This window comes from Martelella sp. AMO21009 (genome assembly GCF_053484295.1).
This window is the reverse complement of record NZ_JBAKFR010000015.1, coordinates 43413-59994: the sequence shown is the minus strand read 5'-3', so window position 1 is coordinate 59994 and position 16582 is coordinate 43413. Positions and strand designations below refer to the sequence as shown.

14 protein-coding genes and 1 pseudogene are annotated in these 16582 nt (G+C 62.1%); 9 read left to right on the top strand and 6 right to left on the bottom strand.

Going from position 1 to position 16582, the window contains the following annotated elements; translation table 11 throughout:
* The first annotated feature begins 88 nt into the window (after window positions 1-88).
* The 6 genes from V6766_RS16095 (at window position 89) to hydA (ending at window position 6403) form a co-directional block, all read left to right on the top strand.
* The gene (locus V6766_RS16095; RefSeq protein ID WP_448468130.1) at window positions 89-982 is read left to right on the top strand and encodes a MurR/RpiR family transcriptional regulator; all 894 of its coding nucleotides are present in this window, start codon (window positions 89-91) and stop codon (window positions 980-982) included.
* A 135-nt stretch (window positions 983-1117) separates the two neighbouring features.
* Window positions 1118-2200 (top strand): extracellular solute-binding protein, encoded by a 1083-nt coding sequence (locus V6766_RS16090; protein ID WP_448468128.1) that lies wholly within the window; start codon window positions 1118-1120, stop codon window positions 2198-2200.
* A gap of 2 nt (window positions 2201-2202) precedes the next feature.
* Entirely contained in the window at window positions 2203-3309 is a 1107-nt protein-coding gene (locus tag V6766_RS16085; RefSeq protein WP_448468126.1) for an ABC transporter ATP-binding protein, read from the top strand.
* Between the two features lie 4 nt (window positions 3310-3313).
* Window positions 3314-4183 (top strand): ABC transporter permease, encoded by an 870-nt coding sequence (locus V6766_RS16080; protein ID WP_448468124.1) that lies wholly within the window; start codon window positions 3314-3316, stop codon window positions 4181-4183.
* Window positions 4183-4962 (top strand): ABC transporter permease, encoded by a 780-nt coding sequence (locus tag V6766_RS16075; RefSeq protein ID WP_448468122.1) that lies wholly within the window; start codon window positions 4183-4185, stop codon window positions 4960-4962. The genes V6766_RS16080 and V6766_RS16075 overlap by 1 nt, the downstream gene beginning before the upstream one ends.
* 22 nt (window positions 4963-4984) lie before the next feature.
* On the top strand, window positions 4985-6403 hold the full coding sequence (hydA, locus tag V6766_RS16070; RefSeq protein WP_448468120.1) for a dihydropyrimidinase: 1419 nt from the start codon (window positions 4985-4987) through the stop codon (window positions 6401-6403).
* 3 nt (window positions 6404-6406) lie between these two features.
* Here the strand turns inward: hydA and V6766_RS16065 are convergent, their stop codons facing one another.
* The gene (locus V6766_RS16065; RefSeq protein WP_448468118.1) at window positions 6407-7264 is read right to left on the bottom strand and encodes a MurR/RpiR family transcriptional regulator; all 858 of its coding nucleotides are present in this window, start codon (window positions 7262-7264) and stop codon (window positions 6407-6409) included.
* Between the two features lie 113 nt (window positions 7265-7377).
* On the opposite strand from V6766_RS16065, the gene V6766_RS16060 reads away from it, so the two are divergent.
* The 3 genes and pseudogenes from V6766_RS16060 to dctP all read left to right on the top strand — a co-directional run bounded on the left by V6766_RS16060 (window position 7378) and on the right by dctP (window position 9420).
* Complete coding sequence (locus tag V6766_RS16060; RefSeq protein ID WP_448468116.1) at window positions 7378-7662, top strand: TRAP transporter small permease subunit; 285 nt, start codon at window positions 7378-7380, stop codon at window positions 7660-7662.
* Between the two features lie 90 nt (window positions 7663-7752).
* Window positions 7753-8930, top strand: a pseudogene (locus V6766_RS16055) (TRAP transporter large permease).
* 43 nt (window positions 8931-8973) lie between these two features.
* Window positions 8974-9420 carry a TRAP transporter substrate-binding protein DctP gene (dctP, locus tag V6766_RS16050; protein ID WP_448468114.1) on the top strand — a complete coding sequence of 149 codons (447 nt, stop codon included), beginning with the start codon at window positions 8974-8976 and terminating at the stop codon, window positions 9418-9420.
* Between the two features lie 19 nt (window positions 9421-9439).
* Here the strand turns inward: dctP and V6766_RS16045 are convergent, their stop codons facing one another.
* Genes V6766_RS16045 through V6766_RS16025 form a run of 5 tightly spaced genes read right to left on the bottom strand, consistent with a single transcriptional unit; the run spans window position 9440 to window position 16579 of the window.
* Entirely contained in the window at window positions 9440-11020 is a 1581-nt protein-coding gene (locus tag V6766_RS16045) for an ABC transporter substrate-binding protein (protein WP_448468112.1), read from the bottom strand.
* A 29-nt stretch (window positions 11021-11049) separates the two neighbouring features.
* The gene (locus tag V6766_RS16040; RefSeq protein ID WP_448468110.1) at window positions 11050-12159 is read right to left on the bottom strand and encodes a DUF917 domain-containing protein; all 1110 of its coding nucleotides are present in this window, start codon (window positions 12157-12159) and stop codon (window positions 11050-11052) included.
* 4 nt (window positions 12160-12163) lie between these two features.
* Complete coding sequence (locus V6766_RS16035) at window positions 12164-13291, bottom strand: DUF917 domain-containing protein (RefSeq protein ID WP_448468108.1); 1128 nt, start codon at window positions 13289-13291, stop codon at window positions 12164-12166.
* A complete protein-coding gene (locus V6766_RS16030; RefSeq protein ID WP_448468106.1) occupies window positions 13284-14843 on the bottom strand; it encodes a hydantoinase/oxoprolinase N-terminal domain-containing protein in 1560 nt (519 codons plus the stop codon). Before V6766_RS16030 ends, V6766_RS16035 begins: the two co-directional genes overlap by 8 nt.
* Before the next feature lie 53 nt (window positions 14844-14896).
* On the bottom strand, window positions 14897-16579 hold the full coding sequence (locus V6766_RS16025) for an ATP-binding cassette domain-containing protein (RefSeq protein ID WP_448468104.1): 1683 nt from the start codon (window positions 16577-16579) through the stop codon (window positions 14897-14899).
* Window positions 16580-16582 lie beyond the last annotated feature (3 nt).

Genomic DNA, 16582 nt, shown 5'->3' with positions numbered 1-16582 from the left:
CTATGCGAAGGATAGCTCCGGCGATGGATCAGTCAACAAAAAATGAAAATAATTTTTCGTAAATGAAGTATCATGAAAAGGGCGGGCCATGAGCGAGCAGGATGACAGCCGACCGATCGATGTGCGGATCATGGAGATCTATGACGAGCTCACCGCATCGGAGCGACGCCTCGCGGCAGTGGTGATGGAATCGCAGAACAATCTGGCAAGCTTCACCGCCGGCGAGTTGGCCGCGAAGGCCAGCATTTCCAACGCCACCGCGGCGCGTTTCTTCAAGCGGCTCGGCTATGCCAGCTATAACGAGGCGCGGGTGATGGCGCGCCAGAGCGAGGACTGGGGTTCGCCGCTTTACGAACTGACGGGCACGGGCGGCAAAAGGCTTTCGGCCGGCGATTTCGGCCTGCATGTCGCCCAGGACCTGCAGAACCTGACGCGCACGGCGGAAATGCTGGGCGAGAACGAGATCGAGCGCGCGGTGGCAATGCTGGCCAGGGCAAAGCGCATCTGGATCCTTGGTTTCCGCAATTCCATGGCGCTTGCCACCTATGCTCGGGCGCTGCTGGTCAATCTGAAGCCTGATGTACGGCTGATTCCCGCAGCCGGCATGTCCATGGGCGAGGAGCTTGCCGGCATGGGTCCGGAGGATCTGTTTCTGGTCTTCGGCTTTCGCCGCCGGCCCGCGCAGTTGCGCGACATCATGGCCGCCGTGCAGAAGGCCGGTACGCCGATCCTGCTGATTGCCGATATGACGGCGGCGCGAACGGCGCAACTGGCGACGCTGACGCTGCGTTGCCACAATCGCGGCCATGCGCTGTTCGACAGCTATGTCGCGCCGATGAGCCTGATCAATTACCTCTGTTCAACGACCAGCCAGGTTCTGGGCGAGGAGGCGGTCGATCGCTTAGCCGAGATCGAGGAGCTGCATTCGGCGCTTGATCAGCTCGGCGCGCCGCTTGTGACGCGCAAATTGCCCAAGGCTTAGTCAATTGCCGAAAAATGAAACATAATTTTCACCTTGATGAATTTATGAAAAAGGTTTTTACTTGATCCGGGTCGCGCGAAAACCGTCGGCCATCACCTCGAATGACAATGGGGAACTTTGAAAAGGGATCGAGCAATGACTTTTGACATCAATCGCCGCGGACTTCTGAAAACGGCTGCCGCCGGTGCGGCGCTGAGCGCATTCTCACCGCTCGGCCGCGCCTTCGCCGCCACCGACATTGCCTGGATGACCTGGGAAAACCTGGCCAAGCCGGACTATCTCTCCGCTTTCCTCAGCGAAAATCCGGGCATCAATATCACCAAGACCTTCATCGGCACGGATGACGAGCAGTTCGCCAAGCTGCGCGCCGGTGGTGCTTCCGCCGTCGACCTGATCACGCCCGGCCTCGACAAGGTGGAGTACTACGTCGCCTCCGACCTGTTGCAGCCGATCGATTTTTCCAAGGTGACCAACGGCGACCTGCTCTACGACACCTTCAAGAACACCCATCTCGGCAAGAAGGACGGCAAGGCCTACGGCATACCCTTCTACTGGGGCATCAATCCGATCGTCTATCGCGCCGATCTGATGGACGCAGAGCCGGACTGGACGGTCTTCTTCGAGGGCGACAAATATGCCGGCAAGCTCGCCATGCGCGACTATGCGCTGGAAGGCATCATGATCGCCGCCATGTATCTCGGCATTCCGCGCGACGAAATGTTTGTGATGGACGACAAACAACTCGCCGAAATCAAGAAGGCGCTGATGGCCCAAAAGAAGCTTCTGCGCACCTACTGGAATTCGATCGGCGATCTCACCAATCTCTTTGCCTCCGGCGAAGTCGTCTGCGCCTTCTCCTGGGTCCCGCCCTACTACGACCTGAAGGAGCGCGGCCTCGACATGGGCATGGCCAAGCCGAAACAGGGCGTCATCGGCTGGTGCGACACGCTTGCCGTTCCCGCAGGCGTCGAAGGCGAGAAGCTCGATGCGGTCTTCAATCTTGTCAACTATCTGCTCGGGCCCCAGTATGGCGAAAAACTCGCCTTCGGCGGTCCCTATGCCCAGTCGACCTCTGCCGCGCGCGATATGCTCTCGGAGGACCAGAAGGAAAAGATCTTCATCAGCGATCTGTCGGTGATGGACAGCTTTGTCTGGAAACAGAACCCGCCGCGCTACAATGACTGGGTCGCCATCTGGAACGAAGTGAAGGCCAGCTAAGCATGAAATCCGCATCCCCGACGAAACCGGTCGAGGCCGCAAGGGCCGCCGCGCCCCTTTTGAAGGGCGTGGCCGTCCACAAGGAATATGGCAAGGTCCATGCCGTGCGCGGCATCGATTTTGCCATCGAGGCCAATTCCTATGTCACGCTTCTGGGCCCGTCGGGGTGCGGGAAAACCTCACTCTTAAGGATGATCGGCGGGTTCGAGGAAATCTCGTCGGGCCTGATCGAGCTTGACGGCCGTTCGCTTGCAGGCCTTGGCGCGGCAAAACGACCGGTCAACACGGTCTTCCAGAATTACGCACTGTTTCCGCATTTGAGCGTGCGTGAAAATGTCGGCTTCGGGCTGGCCTATCGCAACCTTTCAAAATCCGAACTGTCGGGGAAGGCGGATGCAGCCCTTTCCATGGTGCAGATGGAAGCGATGGCCGATCGGCGGCCGCGTCAGCTTTCCGGCGGGCAGCAGCAGCGCGTGGCGCTGGCGCGCGCCATCGTCAACGAGCCGCGCATTCTTCTGCTGGACGAGCCGCTGTCGGCGCTCGACCGGCGCATGCGTAAGGATATGCAGATCGAGCTCAAGGACCTGCAACGCCGCCTCGGCATGACCTTCCTGCATGTCACCCACGACCAGGAGGAGGCCTTTGCGCTGTCGGACCGGATCATCGTGATGAACGACGGGCGGATCGAGCAACAGGGCGCGCCGGCGGATATCTATCGCAAGCCGGCAACGGCCTATGTCGCGGATTTCATCGGCGGCGCCAACCTGATTGCCGGCCGGATCGTCTCCGTGGCGGAAGACATGGCCACGATTGCCACAGCGGCGGGTGCGTTTGCGTGTCCCGCCGTCAGCGGTCTCGGCACGGGCGACGAGGCGGTGCTGACGCTGCGGGCCGAGCAGATCGAACTTTCCGCGGGAGAAGGCATTCCGGCGAAGGTCACCCACACCGTGTTCAAGGGCTCGGAATGGCTGGTCGAGACCACGCTTGAGGATGGGACTGAGATTTCCCTGATTACTCGCGACGAGGAACCGCCCGAAATCGGTGCGACGGTCGGCCTTTCCTTCGAGGCGAGGCGCGGCTGGATCGCGGCTGCGGGAAACGGGGGCTAGGCCGATGGAAAAAGCCCGTATCGGCGGATGGCTGGCCGCTCCGGTCTTTGTCGCGGTTCTGGCACTTTGCATCGCGCCACTGGCCATTCTTTTTGCCTATTCCTTCTTTCAGGTCGATTTCGTGGCCATCGTCACCGATCCGACATTGAAGAATTATGCGCGCATTGCCGGGAGCGGCACCTATCGCTGGCTGATTGCCAAGGCCTTTCTGTCCGGCCTTGCGATCACCGCGCTGACGGCCGTCATCGGCTATCCGGTCGCCTGGTTCATCGCCAAGCGCGTGGTTCACTACAAGTCGGCGCTGCTGACTCTGCTTCTGGTGCCGCTCTATACCGGCGACATGGTGCGCATCTTCGCCTGGCGGGTGCTGCTGGGTGCGGAGGGCGTGCTGAATTCGCTTTTGATGTGGACGGGCGCAATTGCCCGGCCGCTCGACAGCCTGCTGTTTTCGCCGCTCGCCACCCATATCGTGCTGACCTATAACTACCTGCCCTTCATGGTCATCGGTCTGTGGCTCGCCTTCGAGGCACTGGACGACCGGCTGGTCGAGGCGGCGACAGATCTCGGCGCGGGGACATGGTCGGCCTTCCGGCGCGTCACGCTGCCGCTGACGGCTCCAGGGCTTATTGCCGGCGGTCTGATGGTGTTCGTCATGGTGGTCGGGGACTACCTCACACCGCAACTGGTGGGCGGGGCGTCCGGCGTCAGCATCATCTCGGCAATCAATGATCTCTTCGGCACGGCGTTTGACTGGCCGCTCGGTTCCGCGATTGCATGGACCATGCTGGCCATCCTGTTCTGCTTCTTTGCCGCCGCCGTCGTCGCCATATCGAAGTCGTCGCTTGGCAGGGCCATGGTCGGGGGAGAAGCCTGATGAAAAGCCGCGCGACACAGGCTGCCACCGTGTGGGTATGGCTTGTCTACATCTTCATGTATCTGCCGGTGGCGATGATCGCGATCTTCTCCTTCAACAATTCGGAGATCATCGCCTTCCCGCTGCAGGGGTTTACGCTTCAGTGGTATGACGAGACCTTCACCGATCTCAGGCTTCTCGGTGGGCTGAAGCTCACCTTCCTGGTGGCCATTCCGACAGCGCTGTTTGCCACCGTGCTGGGCGCAATGGCCGCACTGGCGCTCACACGGTTTCCGATCAAGCGGCGCATGCTGCTTCTGGTCGTGATCCTGCTGCCCTTCCTCATCCCGAAGCTCATTCTGGCGGTGGCGCAGCTCATCCTGCTTTCCGATCTCGGCATCGACCGCTCGATCTGGACCATCATCGCCGGCCAGACGGTGATCATCCTTCCCTTCACGACGCTGGTGAACGCCTCGGTGCTGATGCGGATCGACAGCCGTCTTGAGGAAGCAGCCTTCGATCTCGGCGCAAGCCATTTCTCCGCCTTTCGCCGGGTCACGCTGCCGCTGATGAAAAACGGTCTGATGGCCTCCTGGTTTATTGCATTTGTGCTCTCTTCGGCAGAATATGTGCTCACATCTTTCCTGAGCGGGCGGGCCCAGCCGCTATCCATCCTCGTGGCTTCGGACTTCCGCTTCAATATTTCCCCCGCGCTTGATGCGATCGCGCTGATGCTGGTGGTTGCCAATATCGCCCTGATCGGGCTTGGCGAATTCATCCGGCTCAGATCGCAGAAATGATTTGAGTACCAAGGAGCTTTTCATGGCTGATTTTGACCTTCTGATCCGCAACGGCACCTGTGTGACCGCAGCGGATACGTTCAATGCCGATATCGCGGTGAAGGGCGGCAAGATTGTCGCGACGGGAACGGATCTCGGCACGGCGGCCAAGGAGATCGACGCATCGGGCCTGCTGGTCATGCCCGGCGGCATCGACAGCCATGTGCATATTGCCCAACCTTCCGCGCCCGGAAGCCCGCAAATGGCCGACGGTTTTGAAACCGGCACGCGCTCTGCGATCGCCGGCGGCACCACGACGGTCATTCCCTTCGCGCTTCAGTCGCGCGGCGAAAACCTGCGCGAGGCCGTTGCCGCCTATCACGAGAAGGCGCGCGGCCAGTCCTATTGCGATTACGGCTTCCACCTGATCATCACGGACCCGACGCCGCAGGCGCTCGGCCAGGACCTGCCGGGGCTGGTGGAAAGCGGCTACACCTCCTTCAAGGTGTTCATGACCTATGACGACATGGTGTTGAACGACCGCGAGCTTCTCGACGTCTTCGACTGCGCGCGTGATTGCAAGGCGCTGGTGATGGTTCATTGCGAGGGCTATGACGCCATCCGCTTCATGACCGAGAAGCTGGAAAAGGCCGGCAAGACCGCGCCCTATTATCACGGCGTTTCCCGCCCGGAAGTGGTTGAGCGCGAAGCCGCCCACCGCGCCATCAGCCATGCGCAGCTTGTCGACGTGCCGATCATGATCGTTCATGTTTCCGGTCGCGAGACGATGGAGCAGATCCGCTGGGCGCAGCAGAAGGGGCTTAAGATCTATGGCGAGACCTGCACCCAGTATATCGCGCTCACGGCAGACGACATGAAGGGTTTCAACATGGATGAAACCGGCGGCAAATATGTCTGCTCGCCGCCGCCGCGCGATCGTGACAGCTGGGATGCCATCTGGGAAGGCATTCGCGGCGGCGTGTTCTCGACCTTTTCCTCCGACCATTGCCCCTTCTTCTTCGACGGGCCGGACGGCAAGATGTCGGGCAAGGGCAAGACCTCCTTCCGCTGGGTGCCGAACGGCATTCCGGGTGTTGAAAACCGCATGCAGGTGTTCTTCTCCAAGGGCGTCAGCGAGGGGCGGATTTCATTGAACGAGTTTGTCGCGCTGACCTCGACCAATCACGCGAAGATGTATGGCCTCTACCCGAAGAAGGGCTCCATCGCGCCCGGCTTCGACGCAGACCTCGTGCTTTGGGATGCAAACCGCGAGGAGACTATTACGCAAACCGGCATGCACCACGGAGCCGATTATACGCCCTACGAGGGCCTGAAGGCGAAGGGCTGGCCGGTGATGACCATCCTGCGCGGCAAGACCGTGTGCGAGGACGGCAAGATCACAGGCTCGCTCGGCGACGGCGAATTCCTGCCGCGCAAAGTCTCGCCCTATGCGGCGAAATAAAGCCTAACTTTCAAGATCGTTCAGCGTGTCATGCAATTGCTCGATGTCCGCCAGCCTTCGGCGGGCATCGGGGCCGAGCTTGCGCATGGTCTCCAGCGCCAGCAGCCTGAGCACGGCCATGGCGCCCGCGTATGAATCGAGCAATTGCGGGGTTTCGACCGCGCAATAAAGCGTCCACGTCGCATGTGCCGGGGCCTCGCGAATGCTGCGGTCAGCAATCAGCACGATCCGGCAGCCGGAGGCGGCAAGCGTCTTCATGAGGTTGAGAAAACCAGCAGGGCGCCGGCGGAGCGCCACAAGCACAACCACGTCGTCCTTGCCAAGGCCGGCTGCTGTCTCTGCCAGCGTCTGTCCGGCACTGTTGAGCATGGATGCATCCGGTCGCATGGACGAAAGCGTCGTGCAGAAATAGGCCGCCGGAAAATAGCTGTTGCGAAAGCCCGTGACCCGTACCGTGCGGGCCTTGGCAATGGCTTCGCAGACCGCGCTGACAGTGAGCGGAGACTGCATGGCAAGCGATGCCTCGAGCCGCTGGATCTCGCCGGCAAGGGTTTGCGAAATCCCTTGGCCGCGCGGGCCGGCCTCCTTTTCCGCCAGATAGAAGGGCGATCCCTGCGCCCGCAATTCGCGCACCGCCCGGCGAGCCTCGTCAAAACTCTGATAGCCGAGCCGCTGGAAAAGCCGCGTCACCGTGGCATTGGAGACGCCGGTGCGTTCGGCCATCTCATTCGCATTGATCAGCGCCAGTTCTCCCGGGCTTTCGAGAATGAAGTCGGCGATCTGGCGTTCGCGCGCCGGCAGGTCGGCATAAAGCATATGCAGGCGTTCCGTCAGCGGTGGGTTGTTGTTTTCTGCTGTCATTCGTCTCTCGATCGCTCCCATGCGTCAAAAGCAACTATGAAAACAAATTTTCATAGTTGCAATTAAAATGCAATTTATTTTTCATATCCCTGTAGCCGCCCCAGTTTCTTTTCGTGCGCATGCCGGCGGGGACACGTCGGTTTCTGGCGATCGCCTTTGATGTTTTGAGCTTCGTCTTCTTCTACATCCTGTTCTGGTACGGGCTCGGTTTTGCCGAGAAGGGCTTTTCGCGGGTGACGATGATCTACGCCATGCCGAAGGGTTATGCCTTCTCGGCGGTACCGGCGGCCGCGGCCATAGCCGCAATCCAGATTGCATTAAACGGTATCAGCGATGCGCTTGCCGCACGCGCACCGCAATCAACCGGCGCGATGAGCGTTGGCGGGGAGCTTGACTGATGGCGATGATCCTTATTCCCGTCGCGTTTTCGACCTTCTGGCGCTTGGGCTTCCGGTCGGCATCACCATCGGCGTTGCCGGCTCATCGGCATGTTCGATATCGGTCCGCGCTTTCTCGCCATGGCGCCGGACCGCATGTTTGCCGGTCTCGACCTGTTTCCGTTTCTGGCCATGCCCTTCTTCATTCTTGCTGGCGAGATCATGAACCGGTCCGGCATCACCCACGGGCTGGTGCGTCTGGCTGATGCGCTGGTCGGCTGGATGCGCGGCGGCATGGCCCATTCCAACATGGTGGCCTCCGTCATGTTTGCCGGCATCACCGGGTCTGCGACCGCCGATGCGGCTGCCTTTGGCAATACGCTGGTACCGGCCATGGTCAAGGGCGGCTATTCGCGGCCCTATGCCTGTGCGGTGACGGCGGCAGGTTCGATCATCGGCCCGACGATCCCGCCCTCGACGCTTGCGATCATCTACGGTTCGATCATGGGCGTGTCGATTGCCGGGCTTTTCGCCGCCGGCATCCTGCCCGGACTTCTCATCTGCGCGGTCTGCATGGGCGTGATCGCGCTGACGGCCCGACGCAAGAACCTGCCGAAGGGGGAGGGCGGCCCCTCGTTCAGGGCCGTCATCAGCGCCTTCCGGGAAGGCTTCCTCGCGGCCCTTCTGCCGGTCTTCATTCTGGGTCGATCCTCGGCGGCTTTGCCACGCCGACGGAAGCGGCCGCCGTTGCCGTCGCCTATGCGCTCTTCGTCGGCGGCGTGATCTACCGTTCGCTTTCATGGGCCGATCTCTATCAGATCGACGTGCGCACCGCGCGCATCACCGGCGTCATCTTTCTCATCATCGCCTCGGCGACCATCCTCGGCTGGTGGATGACCTACAACCGCGTGCCGCAGGCGATCGCCGAAACGCTGCTCGCGGTCTCGGACAACCGCTATGTCGTCATCGGGCTTATCGTTGCGCTATTGCTGATGATCGGTCTGGTGATGGATATCAATGCCACGCTGATCATCCTGGCGCCGCTGATGACCAAGCTCGGCATGGAACCGGTGCATGCCGGCATCATGATCATCCTCGCTCTCAACATCTCGCTGATGACGCCGCCGGTGGGGGCCTGCCTCTTTGTCCTTGCCTCGGTGACGGGCGAGAAGGTCGAGGCCATCGCGCGCGAACTGTGGCCGTTTATCCTGGCCGAAGTGATCGTCCTTCTCGGCGTGGCCTACTGGGAGAAAATGACCCTGTTCGTGCCCCATCTTCTGGGGCTCTAGCAGAAATCAACCAAAGGAGTGGAGCTGAAACAGGAGCAATACCGTGAAGCTTATCAAAACAGTGACCCTCGGCGTCGCCGCCGCCTGCCTCGCAGGTCAGGCCGTTGCCGCAGACATCACCATCCGCCTTGCCCATCTCAACCCCGAAGACCCCTTCGAAAGCCATTCGGGCGCCATGGCTGCCGTGTTCAAGTCGCTGGTGGAAAGCAATTCCAATGGCGAAATCGAAGTCCAGCTCTTTCCGAACGGTCAGCTCGGCAAGGATTCGGAGGTCATCGACCAGGTGCGCTCCGGTCTCGTGGAAAGCACCATTTCGTCCGCCGGCGGCATGGCCGAGCACTATCCGTTGGTCGGCGTGTTCGACATTCCCTTTGCCTTCCGCAATATCGGGACCACTTCGCTGAAGAACGAAAGGCTTTTGACAAAACCACGCGGGACCAGCCATCTGGCCAGCCCCGCTCGATACGGACGGTTCGGACTGCGGAGATAACGCACTCCATGCATTCAGGCTATTCGGCGCTGCAGTCCCAGGTGAAGCGCGAGAAGTCGGTATCCCAGCTCATCATCGGAACGAATTCATAGCCCTGGAGGCAGTCGCTTGCGGCATAGCGGCGGTTTTCGACGAGCAGGAAGACATCGGGCTGCAGATCGACGATCTTGCGCTGAAGCTCCTTGTAAATGTCGTTCTGCTTGTCGACATCGGTCGTGGTCCGGGCGCCGTCGATGAGCGTGTCGATCTCCGGGTTCTGCAACCACTCCATCGACGCCCAGGTTCCGGCGGCCTCCGAGTCATACTGGACGTAGAACACGCTGTCGGGCGAGGGATAGCTCGGGCCGTTGAAGACCTGGGTCGTGTTCGGGGTGGTATCCGGCTCACTGGCAAGCTCGGTGATCCGGTTCCACGGTTCCGGGCGAACATCGAGCGTGATGCCGATCTGCTCGAGATTGGCCTGCATCAGCAGCGCAATGTCTTCCTCGAAGGAGAGGCCGGCGACATAGGAATGGGTCAGCGTGATGTCCTGCCCGGCATATTTCGACTTGGCCAGTTCTTCCTTGGCCTTTTCGAGATTGTATTCGGGTGCGGGAAGGTCATCGGGATAGGCATCGGCAAAGGCCGGCGCCATCGGGCCGGACAGCGGCGAACCGGGATAGATGGCCTCGCGGATCGTGTCGTAATCCGTTGCATAGGCGATCGCGCGGCGGACATGGATATCGTCGGTCGGCGGAAGCTTGGTGTTCATCTTGATGTAGAGCGCGGTCGCCGTCGGCGTCTCGATGATCTTGTAGCCATCCATCGCGCCGATTGCGTTGTAGGTCTCGGATGCCTGAGCGTTCGACGACATGCCAAGTTCGCCCTTGGTCGCAAGCGCCTTCACGGTCGCTTCATCATTGGTGATGACGAAGCGGATTTCGTCGATCGGGCGGCCGCGGTCCCAACCGGCATGGTAGTCGTCATAGCGGGCAACCACCATTTGCGAACCGCGATTCCAGTCCGCGAGCATGTAGGGACCGGCGCCGATGCTGTGGTTGGCGATATAGTCGCTCGCCCATTCCTCATCGCTGTTGGCCTTGGCTGCGTCCTCGTTGATCACGAGAATGAGCGGGGTGGTGGTCACGAACGGGGCGTAGACCTTGGTCAGGCCGATCTCCACCGTGTGGCTGTCGACGGCCTTCAGCTTTTCGGGATCGATCAGCTTGGAGAACAGATAGGACGGGCCTTCGTTGATGGCGAGCAGCCGTTTCAGCGTGTAGACGACATCGGAAGCCTCGACCGGTGAGCCGTCCTGGAAGGTGGCGCCGTCCTTCAGCTTGAAGGTGTAGGCGAGATTGTCGTCGGAAACGGTCCAGCTTTCGGCGAGCTGGGGAATGACGGAGCCGTCGCCGGCCACCGTCGTCAGGCCGTCATAGAGGTTCACGGCCGCCATGTATTCGGTGTAGTCGTTGACGCGGGCCGGATCGATGGTGCCGAACACCTGGGTGGCGTTCACCACGATCGAGACCTTGTCGTCTTGAGCGCGGGCTGGCGTCAGGGCCGTGGTTGCCGTGGCCGCCAGAGCCAGCCCTGCGATTGCAAGCATTTTCCGTGTCATTGCAAGTTCCTCTCTTTTATGAGATTTGATCAGTTCTGGTTTAAGCTTTTGTTATTGTTAATCTCTTCGACGGGTGCGTAAGCATGGTCGTAGCCGAAATAGGAAGGGCCAACGAGGCTCAGCCCCGCATCGCTGCGCCATTTCGGGTCGGCCGGCAGGCCGGTGATTTCGATCAACAGGCCGTAGCGCATCTGTTCGGTGGTGACCGGCATGCCGGCATCGGCGTCGAGCGCGCAGATCAGGTCCGGCGTCGTCGCCAGAACGGCGCCGGTGTCATCGCGGGCGACGAGAAACTCGTTCTGGAAATCGATGCTGAACTGGCGTCCGGCAAAGGCGTCCGTGCCCTTGATGATGGCGCGGCCGCGGGCAAAGCCGCCGACCGTCTTGCGCTCGATATCGCTCACCCGGCCGGTGAACAGATGATGGCCGGAGAACCGGGCGCGGAGCGCCGCGCCCGGGTGGCGATGGGCCTTGCGCTCGGCCATCAGCGTTTCGCCGATTTCGCGGATCATCGTCATCGTGCCGGGCAGGATGCTGTCGCGCATCTGCGCGCCGGTCATCGAATAGGCGGCCACCAGCGCCGCGCCGCCCATCTGCACGGCATCGGCGCGCGCCAGACGCTCGGTCCAGAGGTTGTCGACGGCGTTGATCAGCACGGAATTGCCCTTGTCATCGGCAAGCACCAGCGGTGTCGCGCTGATGCCCGACATGGTGAAGGAGACCATCTGCAGCTCGGGAAAGGCGCGGCCCATGCCATCGCCATCGATCAGCGGCAGGCCGGTCGCGGCCGCCACGGCGAAGGGGATCGTCGAGTTGAGCCCGCCCGCTTCCACGCACATCAGCGCGGTCGCCTTTTTGCCGAGATAGGTTTCGAGCTGGTCGAGCGCCGCCATGATCTCCGCGCCGCTCGGAAGCTTCTCCAGCATCACGGTCGGCGCGCCCATCATAAACACCGGCACGCAGAGGTCGTCGTCGCCGACATCGGCCGGATCGATCAGCGTCACCGGACCGTTTTCGGTGAGCGCCGCGCGCGCCATCAGCTTGCCGATATAGGGATCGCCGCCGCCGCCGGTTCCGAGGAACGCGCCGCCGAGCGCGATGGCGTCGAGATCGCCGGCCGTGATCAGTGTCTTCGCCATATCCTCAGCCCCCCGCGACCGGTCTGTAGACGATGTCGGGAAAGCCGAAGGCCTTCGGTCCGACGACTTCGAGCGCTGCCGGCGACTGCAAGAGCGGATGGCAGGGCAAGGCGAGGATCGCCACGCGCTGGCCGTAGCGCAGCATTTCGGTGGTGATGGCGTGGCCGCTGTCGATATCGAGCACGACGATCAGGTCGGGGACGGAGACTTCCACCTCGCCCTCATGGGTGAAGACCAGATTTTCGTTCTGGATCAGAACCGATGCGTCCTCGCCGTGGTGGCTGTCGATGCCGGAGAGCATGGCTTCGCCAACCACGAAGCCGCCGCGCAGATGGCGTTTCAGATCGGTGATCTTTCCCGAGAACACATGCCGTCCGTTCTCCCGTTCGCAGATCGCGGCAATCGGATCGCTGTGCCGGCGCTTGGCATCGATCACCGCGCGACCGAGCGAGACCGCCTGGGTATAGGAGTTCGGGATCGCGAACTTCTTCAGGAACGACCCGGCCATCGGCGCGGCGGCCAGGTCCGAACCGCCGCCCTGGGCCACCACGCAGGCCCGCGCCATGCGCTCGTGGAAGAGTTCCGTCACGGCATGCTGGAAGATGACGATATTGCCGTGCACGTCGCACATCACGCTCGGCGTTGAGGTGTGGCCGTAGATCGAATAGGTGGTCATCTGCATTTCGGGGAAGGCGCGACCCATGCCGTCGCAATCGACCACCGGAAGCCCGGTCATGCCGCCGACGATCAGCGGTTCCATGGCGTTGGAGCCGCCAATTTCCTCGCAGACGATCAGGTCGACCGGAAAACCCTGCATCTCCTCGATGGCACGCACGCAGCGCAGACCCTCGCGGCCCTCGCGGATGCGCTCATAGCCGACCACCGGCGCGCCGATGCCGCCGAGCGACACGCAGCAGGCCTCGTCCGGCACCTTGTCGAGCGGCAGCACGGAAAGGGTGAACCCGTCGTCGATCGCCTGACGCGCCCTGAGCTTGCCGACATAGGGATTGCCCCCGCCGCCCGTGCCGAGAATGGCCGAGCCGATTTCCAGCGCCTCGATATCCTCGCGGTCCAGAACCCAGATATCGGCGGGATCATATTCGAATTTCGAGCGTGTGACGGTCTCAGGCATTCATGCCTCCCATCTCTCCGACGACCTTGACGTGAATGCGCGTCGCATTGCCCGGCAAATAGGCGAGCGGCACGTCCTCGCGCTCAATCACCTCGATCGTGCCGGCGACGGCGCCTGCGGCAATCGCCTTCTCGGTCGCTTCCTTCTCCGCCTCGGCAAGGCAGAGTTCGCGGGTCAGGCCGTTTTCGAGCGCATAGACGCGGTCGACCTCGCCGGAGATCTGGGCGATGGCCGCGCCGACGGCATTGGCGACGGCGAAGTTTTCCGGCCGGATGACCTCGAGATCGCCGAGCCGGTCCGGCATCAGGATCGAGCCGCCGCCCACCGCGATCACCGGGATCGGTTCCGGCGACATGCGGCTGCGCTCAACGGCGTTTTCGAGAAGCGCGACGATTTCGGCCTCGGCGGCCTTCGCAAATTCAGGATCAACGTCTTCGACCTTCGCGGCATCGCCAACGCTGGCCTTGCCGAGCGCGACGGCGACATCGGTGGCGGTCAGCGTCTCGCCGCCGAAGACCTTTGCCTCCCTGGTGATGCGGTAGCCGGTCGATTGCGGGCCGACAGTGACCTTGCCGGTGTGATCCTTCCTGACGAGCGAGCCGCCGCCAAGACCGATCGAGAACACATCCGGCATGCGGAAATTGGTGCGGACACCGCCGACGTCGACAACGGTCGCGGCCTGACGCGGGAAGCCGAGATGCAGCGATCCGACATCGCTGGTGGTGCCGCCGATATCGACCACAATCGCCTCGCGCACGCCGGTGAGGAAGGCAGCACCCCGCATCGAATTGGTCGGCCCGGAGGCGAAGGTGAGGACGGGGAAGTTGCGCACGGTGTCGGCGGCCATCAGCGTGCCGTCGTTCTGGGTGATGAAGAACGGGCAGGTCAGGCCCGCATCGGCAAGCGCCTTGGCAAAGGCGCTGACGGTGCGGTCGGCGAGCGACAACAGGCTGGCATTCATGATTGCGGCACTTTCGCGCTCAAGAAGACCAATGCGGCCGATATCGGTGGAAAGCACCACCGGCAGGCCGGGGCAGTGCTTTTCGATCAGCGCCTTCGCCTGCTTTTCCATCGTGTCGTTGATCGGCGCAAAGACGCAGGTGATGGCGGCGGCCTTGATGTCGTTGTCGCGGATTTCGCCGGCAATGCGGGCAATCTCGGCCTCATCGAGGGGCGAGATTTCGCGGCCGTCGAACTCGTAGCCGCCCTTGACCAGATAGCCGAGATTGCCAACGACGCCCTTCAGGTCTTCCGGCCAGTCGACCATCGGCGGCAGGCAGGCCGTTGCCGGCAGGCCGAGGCGGATCGCGGCCACCTTGTTGAGGTGCCGGCGTTCGATCACGGCATTGGTAAAGTGGGTGGTGCCGATCATGACGTTGCCGATCCTGGCACGGTCGATGCCCGCCTTGCCGATCGCGCCTTCCAGCGCCGCGATCACGCCGCTCGTGACATCCTCCGTGGTCGCTGCCTTGACGCCCGAGAGCACCTTGTTGCCTTCCATCACCACGGCGTCGGTATTCGTGCCGCCGACATCAATTCCCAGTCGATACACGGGATCGTCTCCTTGTCTTGCCGGCGCCTCGGGCGCGCGGTCCTGCCATTGTCTTATCCGTCCTGCTCGCCGGTGCTCTGCACCAGGAAGCGGGCGCGTTCTTCGGCGCTGACCTTGGGTTTCGCGGCCTCTTCCGCGTCGCTCAGGACCGGAATTGCCGCGATCAGCGCGCGGGTATAGGGGTGTTCGGGATGGGCGAAGACATCGGCCGTCAGGCCCTGTTCGATGATTTCGCCCTTCAGCATGATGGCGATGCGCGAGCAGAAATTGCGCATCAGCGAGAGGTCATGGCTGATGATCACATAGGTGAGGCCGAGTTCTTCGCGGAGCGTCAGAAGCAGGTCGATCACCGTCTTCTGCACCGAAACGTCGAGCGCCGATGTCGGCTCGTCGAGAATGATGATGCGCGGATCGGCGGCTAGCGCACGGGCGATGGCGACGCGCTGCTTCTGCCCGCCGGAAAGCTCGTGCGGATATTTGGAGAGAAAACTCTCCGGCAGCCGCACCAGCGCCATCAGTTCCTTCTTGCGCGCCTCCGCCGCCGTGCGGTCATAGCCGCCATAGCGAAGCGGCACGGAGAGCGTCTGCGACACCGTGCGCTTCGGGTTGAGCGAGGTTCCAGGGTTCTGATAGACGATCTGGGTCAGGCGGCGGGGATCGGCCCCTTCCGCCGCCGAACCGACACGGATGGTTCCGGAGGTTGGTTTGACGAGACGCATGACCATGCGGGCGACCGTCGTCTTGCCAGACCCGCTTTCGCCCGCAAGCCCGAAGACCTCGCCCTCGGCGACCGCGAGATTGACCGCCTTTGCGGCATGATGCCCCGGTCCACGCGAGAACAGCAGGCCCTTGGGTTGGTAGATCTTGTCGACGTTTTCAAGTGTGACGATCGGTGCCTTTGCGCTCGCCGGCTGATTGACGACACGCGGCCCGTAAAGCGGCGGGACGGCATCCATCAGGTCGCTTGTATAGGCCTCCTTCGGCTGGGTGAAGACCTCCGACAGCGTGCCCTGCTCGACGATTTCGCCGTGGCGCATCACCAGCACCCGGTCGGCCGTCTGGCGGACGACGCCGAGATTGTGGGTGATCATCAGCAGTGACAGGCCTTCGTCGCCGACAAGATGATTGATCAGCTTGAGAATTTCGTCCTGGGTGGTGACGTCGAGCGCGGTCCCCGGTTCGTCGGCGATCAGCAGTTCCGGCTGGTGCAGCAGGGAAAGCGCGATCAGCACGCGCTGGCGCATGCCGCCGGAAAGCTCGTTCGGCCAGGCCGCGAAAATCCGCTCCGGATCGGCAAGCTGAACGCGGCGAAGAACGTCGAATATCCGCTTCCGGCGCTCGGCGGCACTGCTGACCACGGCGTTGCGCCGGTCGGCATAATAAAGCACGTCATCGAGCAGCCGGCCGACCTTGAAGACCGGATTGAATGAGGACAGTGGGTCCTGCATGATGATCGAAAAGGCGTTGCCCTTCAGCCCTTCCCGCTCCCGGGGCGGCATCGCGAACACGCTCGCGCCGCGATAGGCGATATCGCCGCTTTCGATCACGGCATTGTCGGGGAGCGTGCCGAGGATCGCCTTCGAGGTCACGGACTTGCCCGAGCCGGTCTCGCCGATCAGCGCCACCCGCTCGCCGGGGGCGATCTCGAAGCCGACATCCTTCAGCACGTGGTTGCGTCGGCCATAACCGGTGAAGGCGATATTGAGGTTTTCGACCTTGAGAAGGGGTGTGGCCATGTC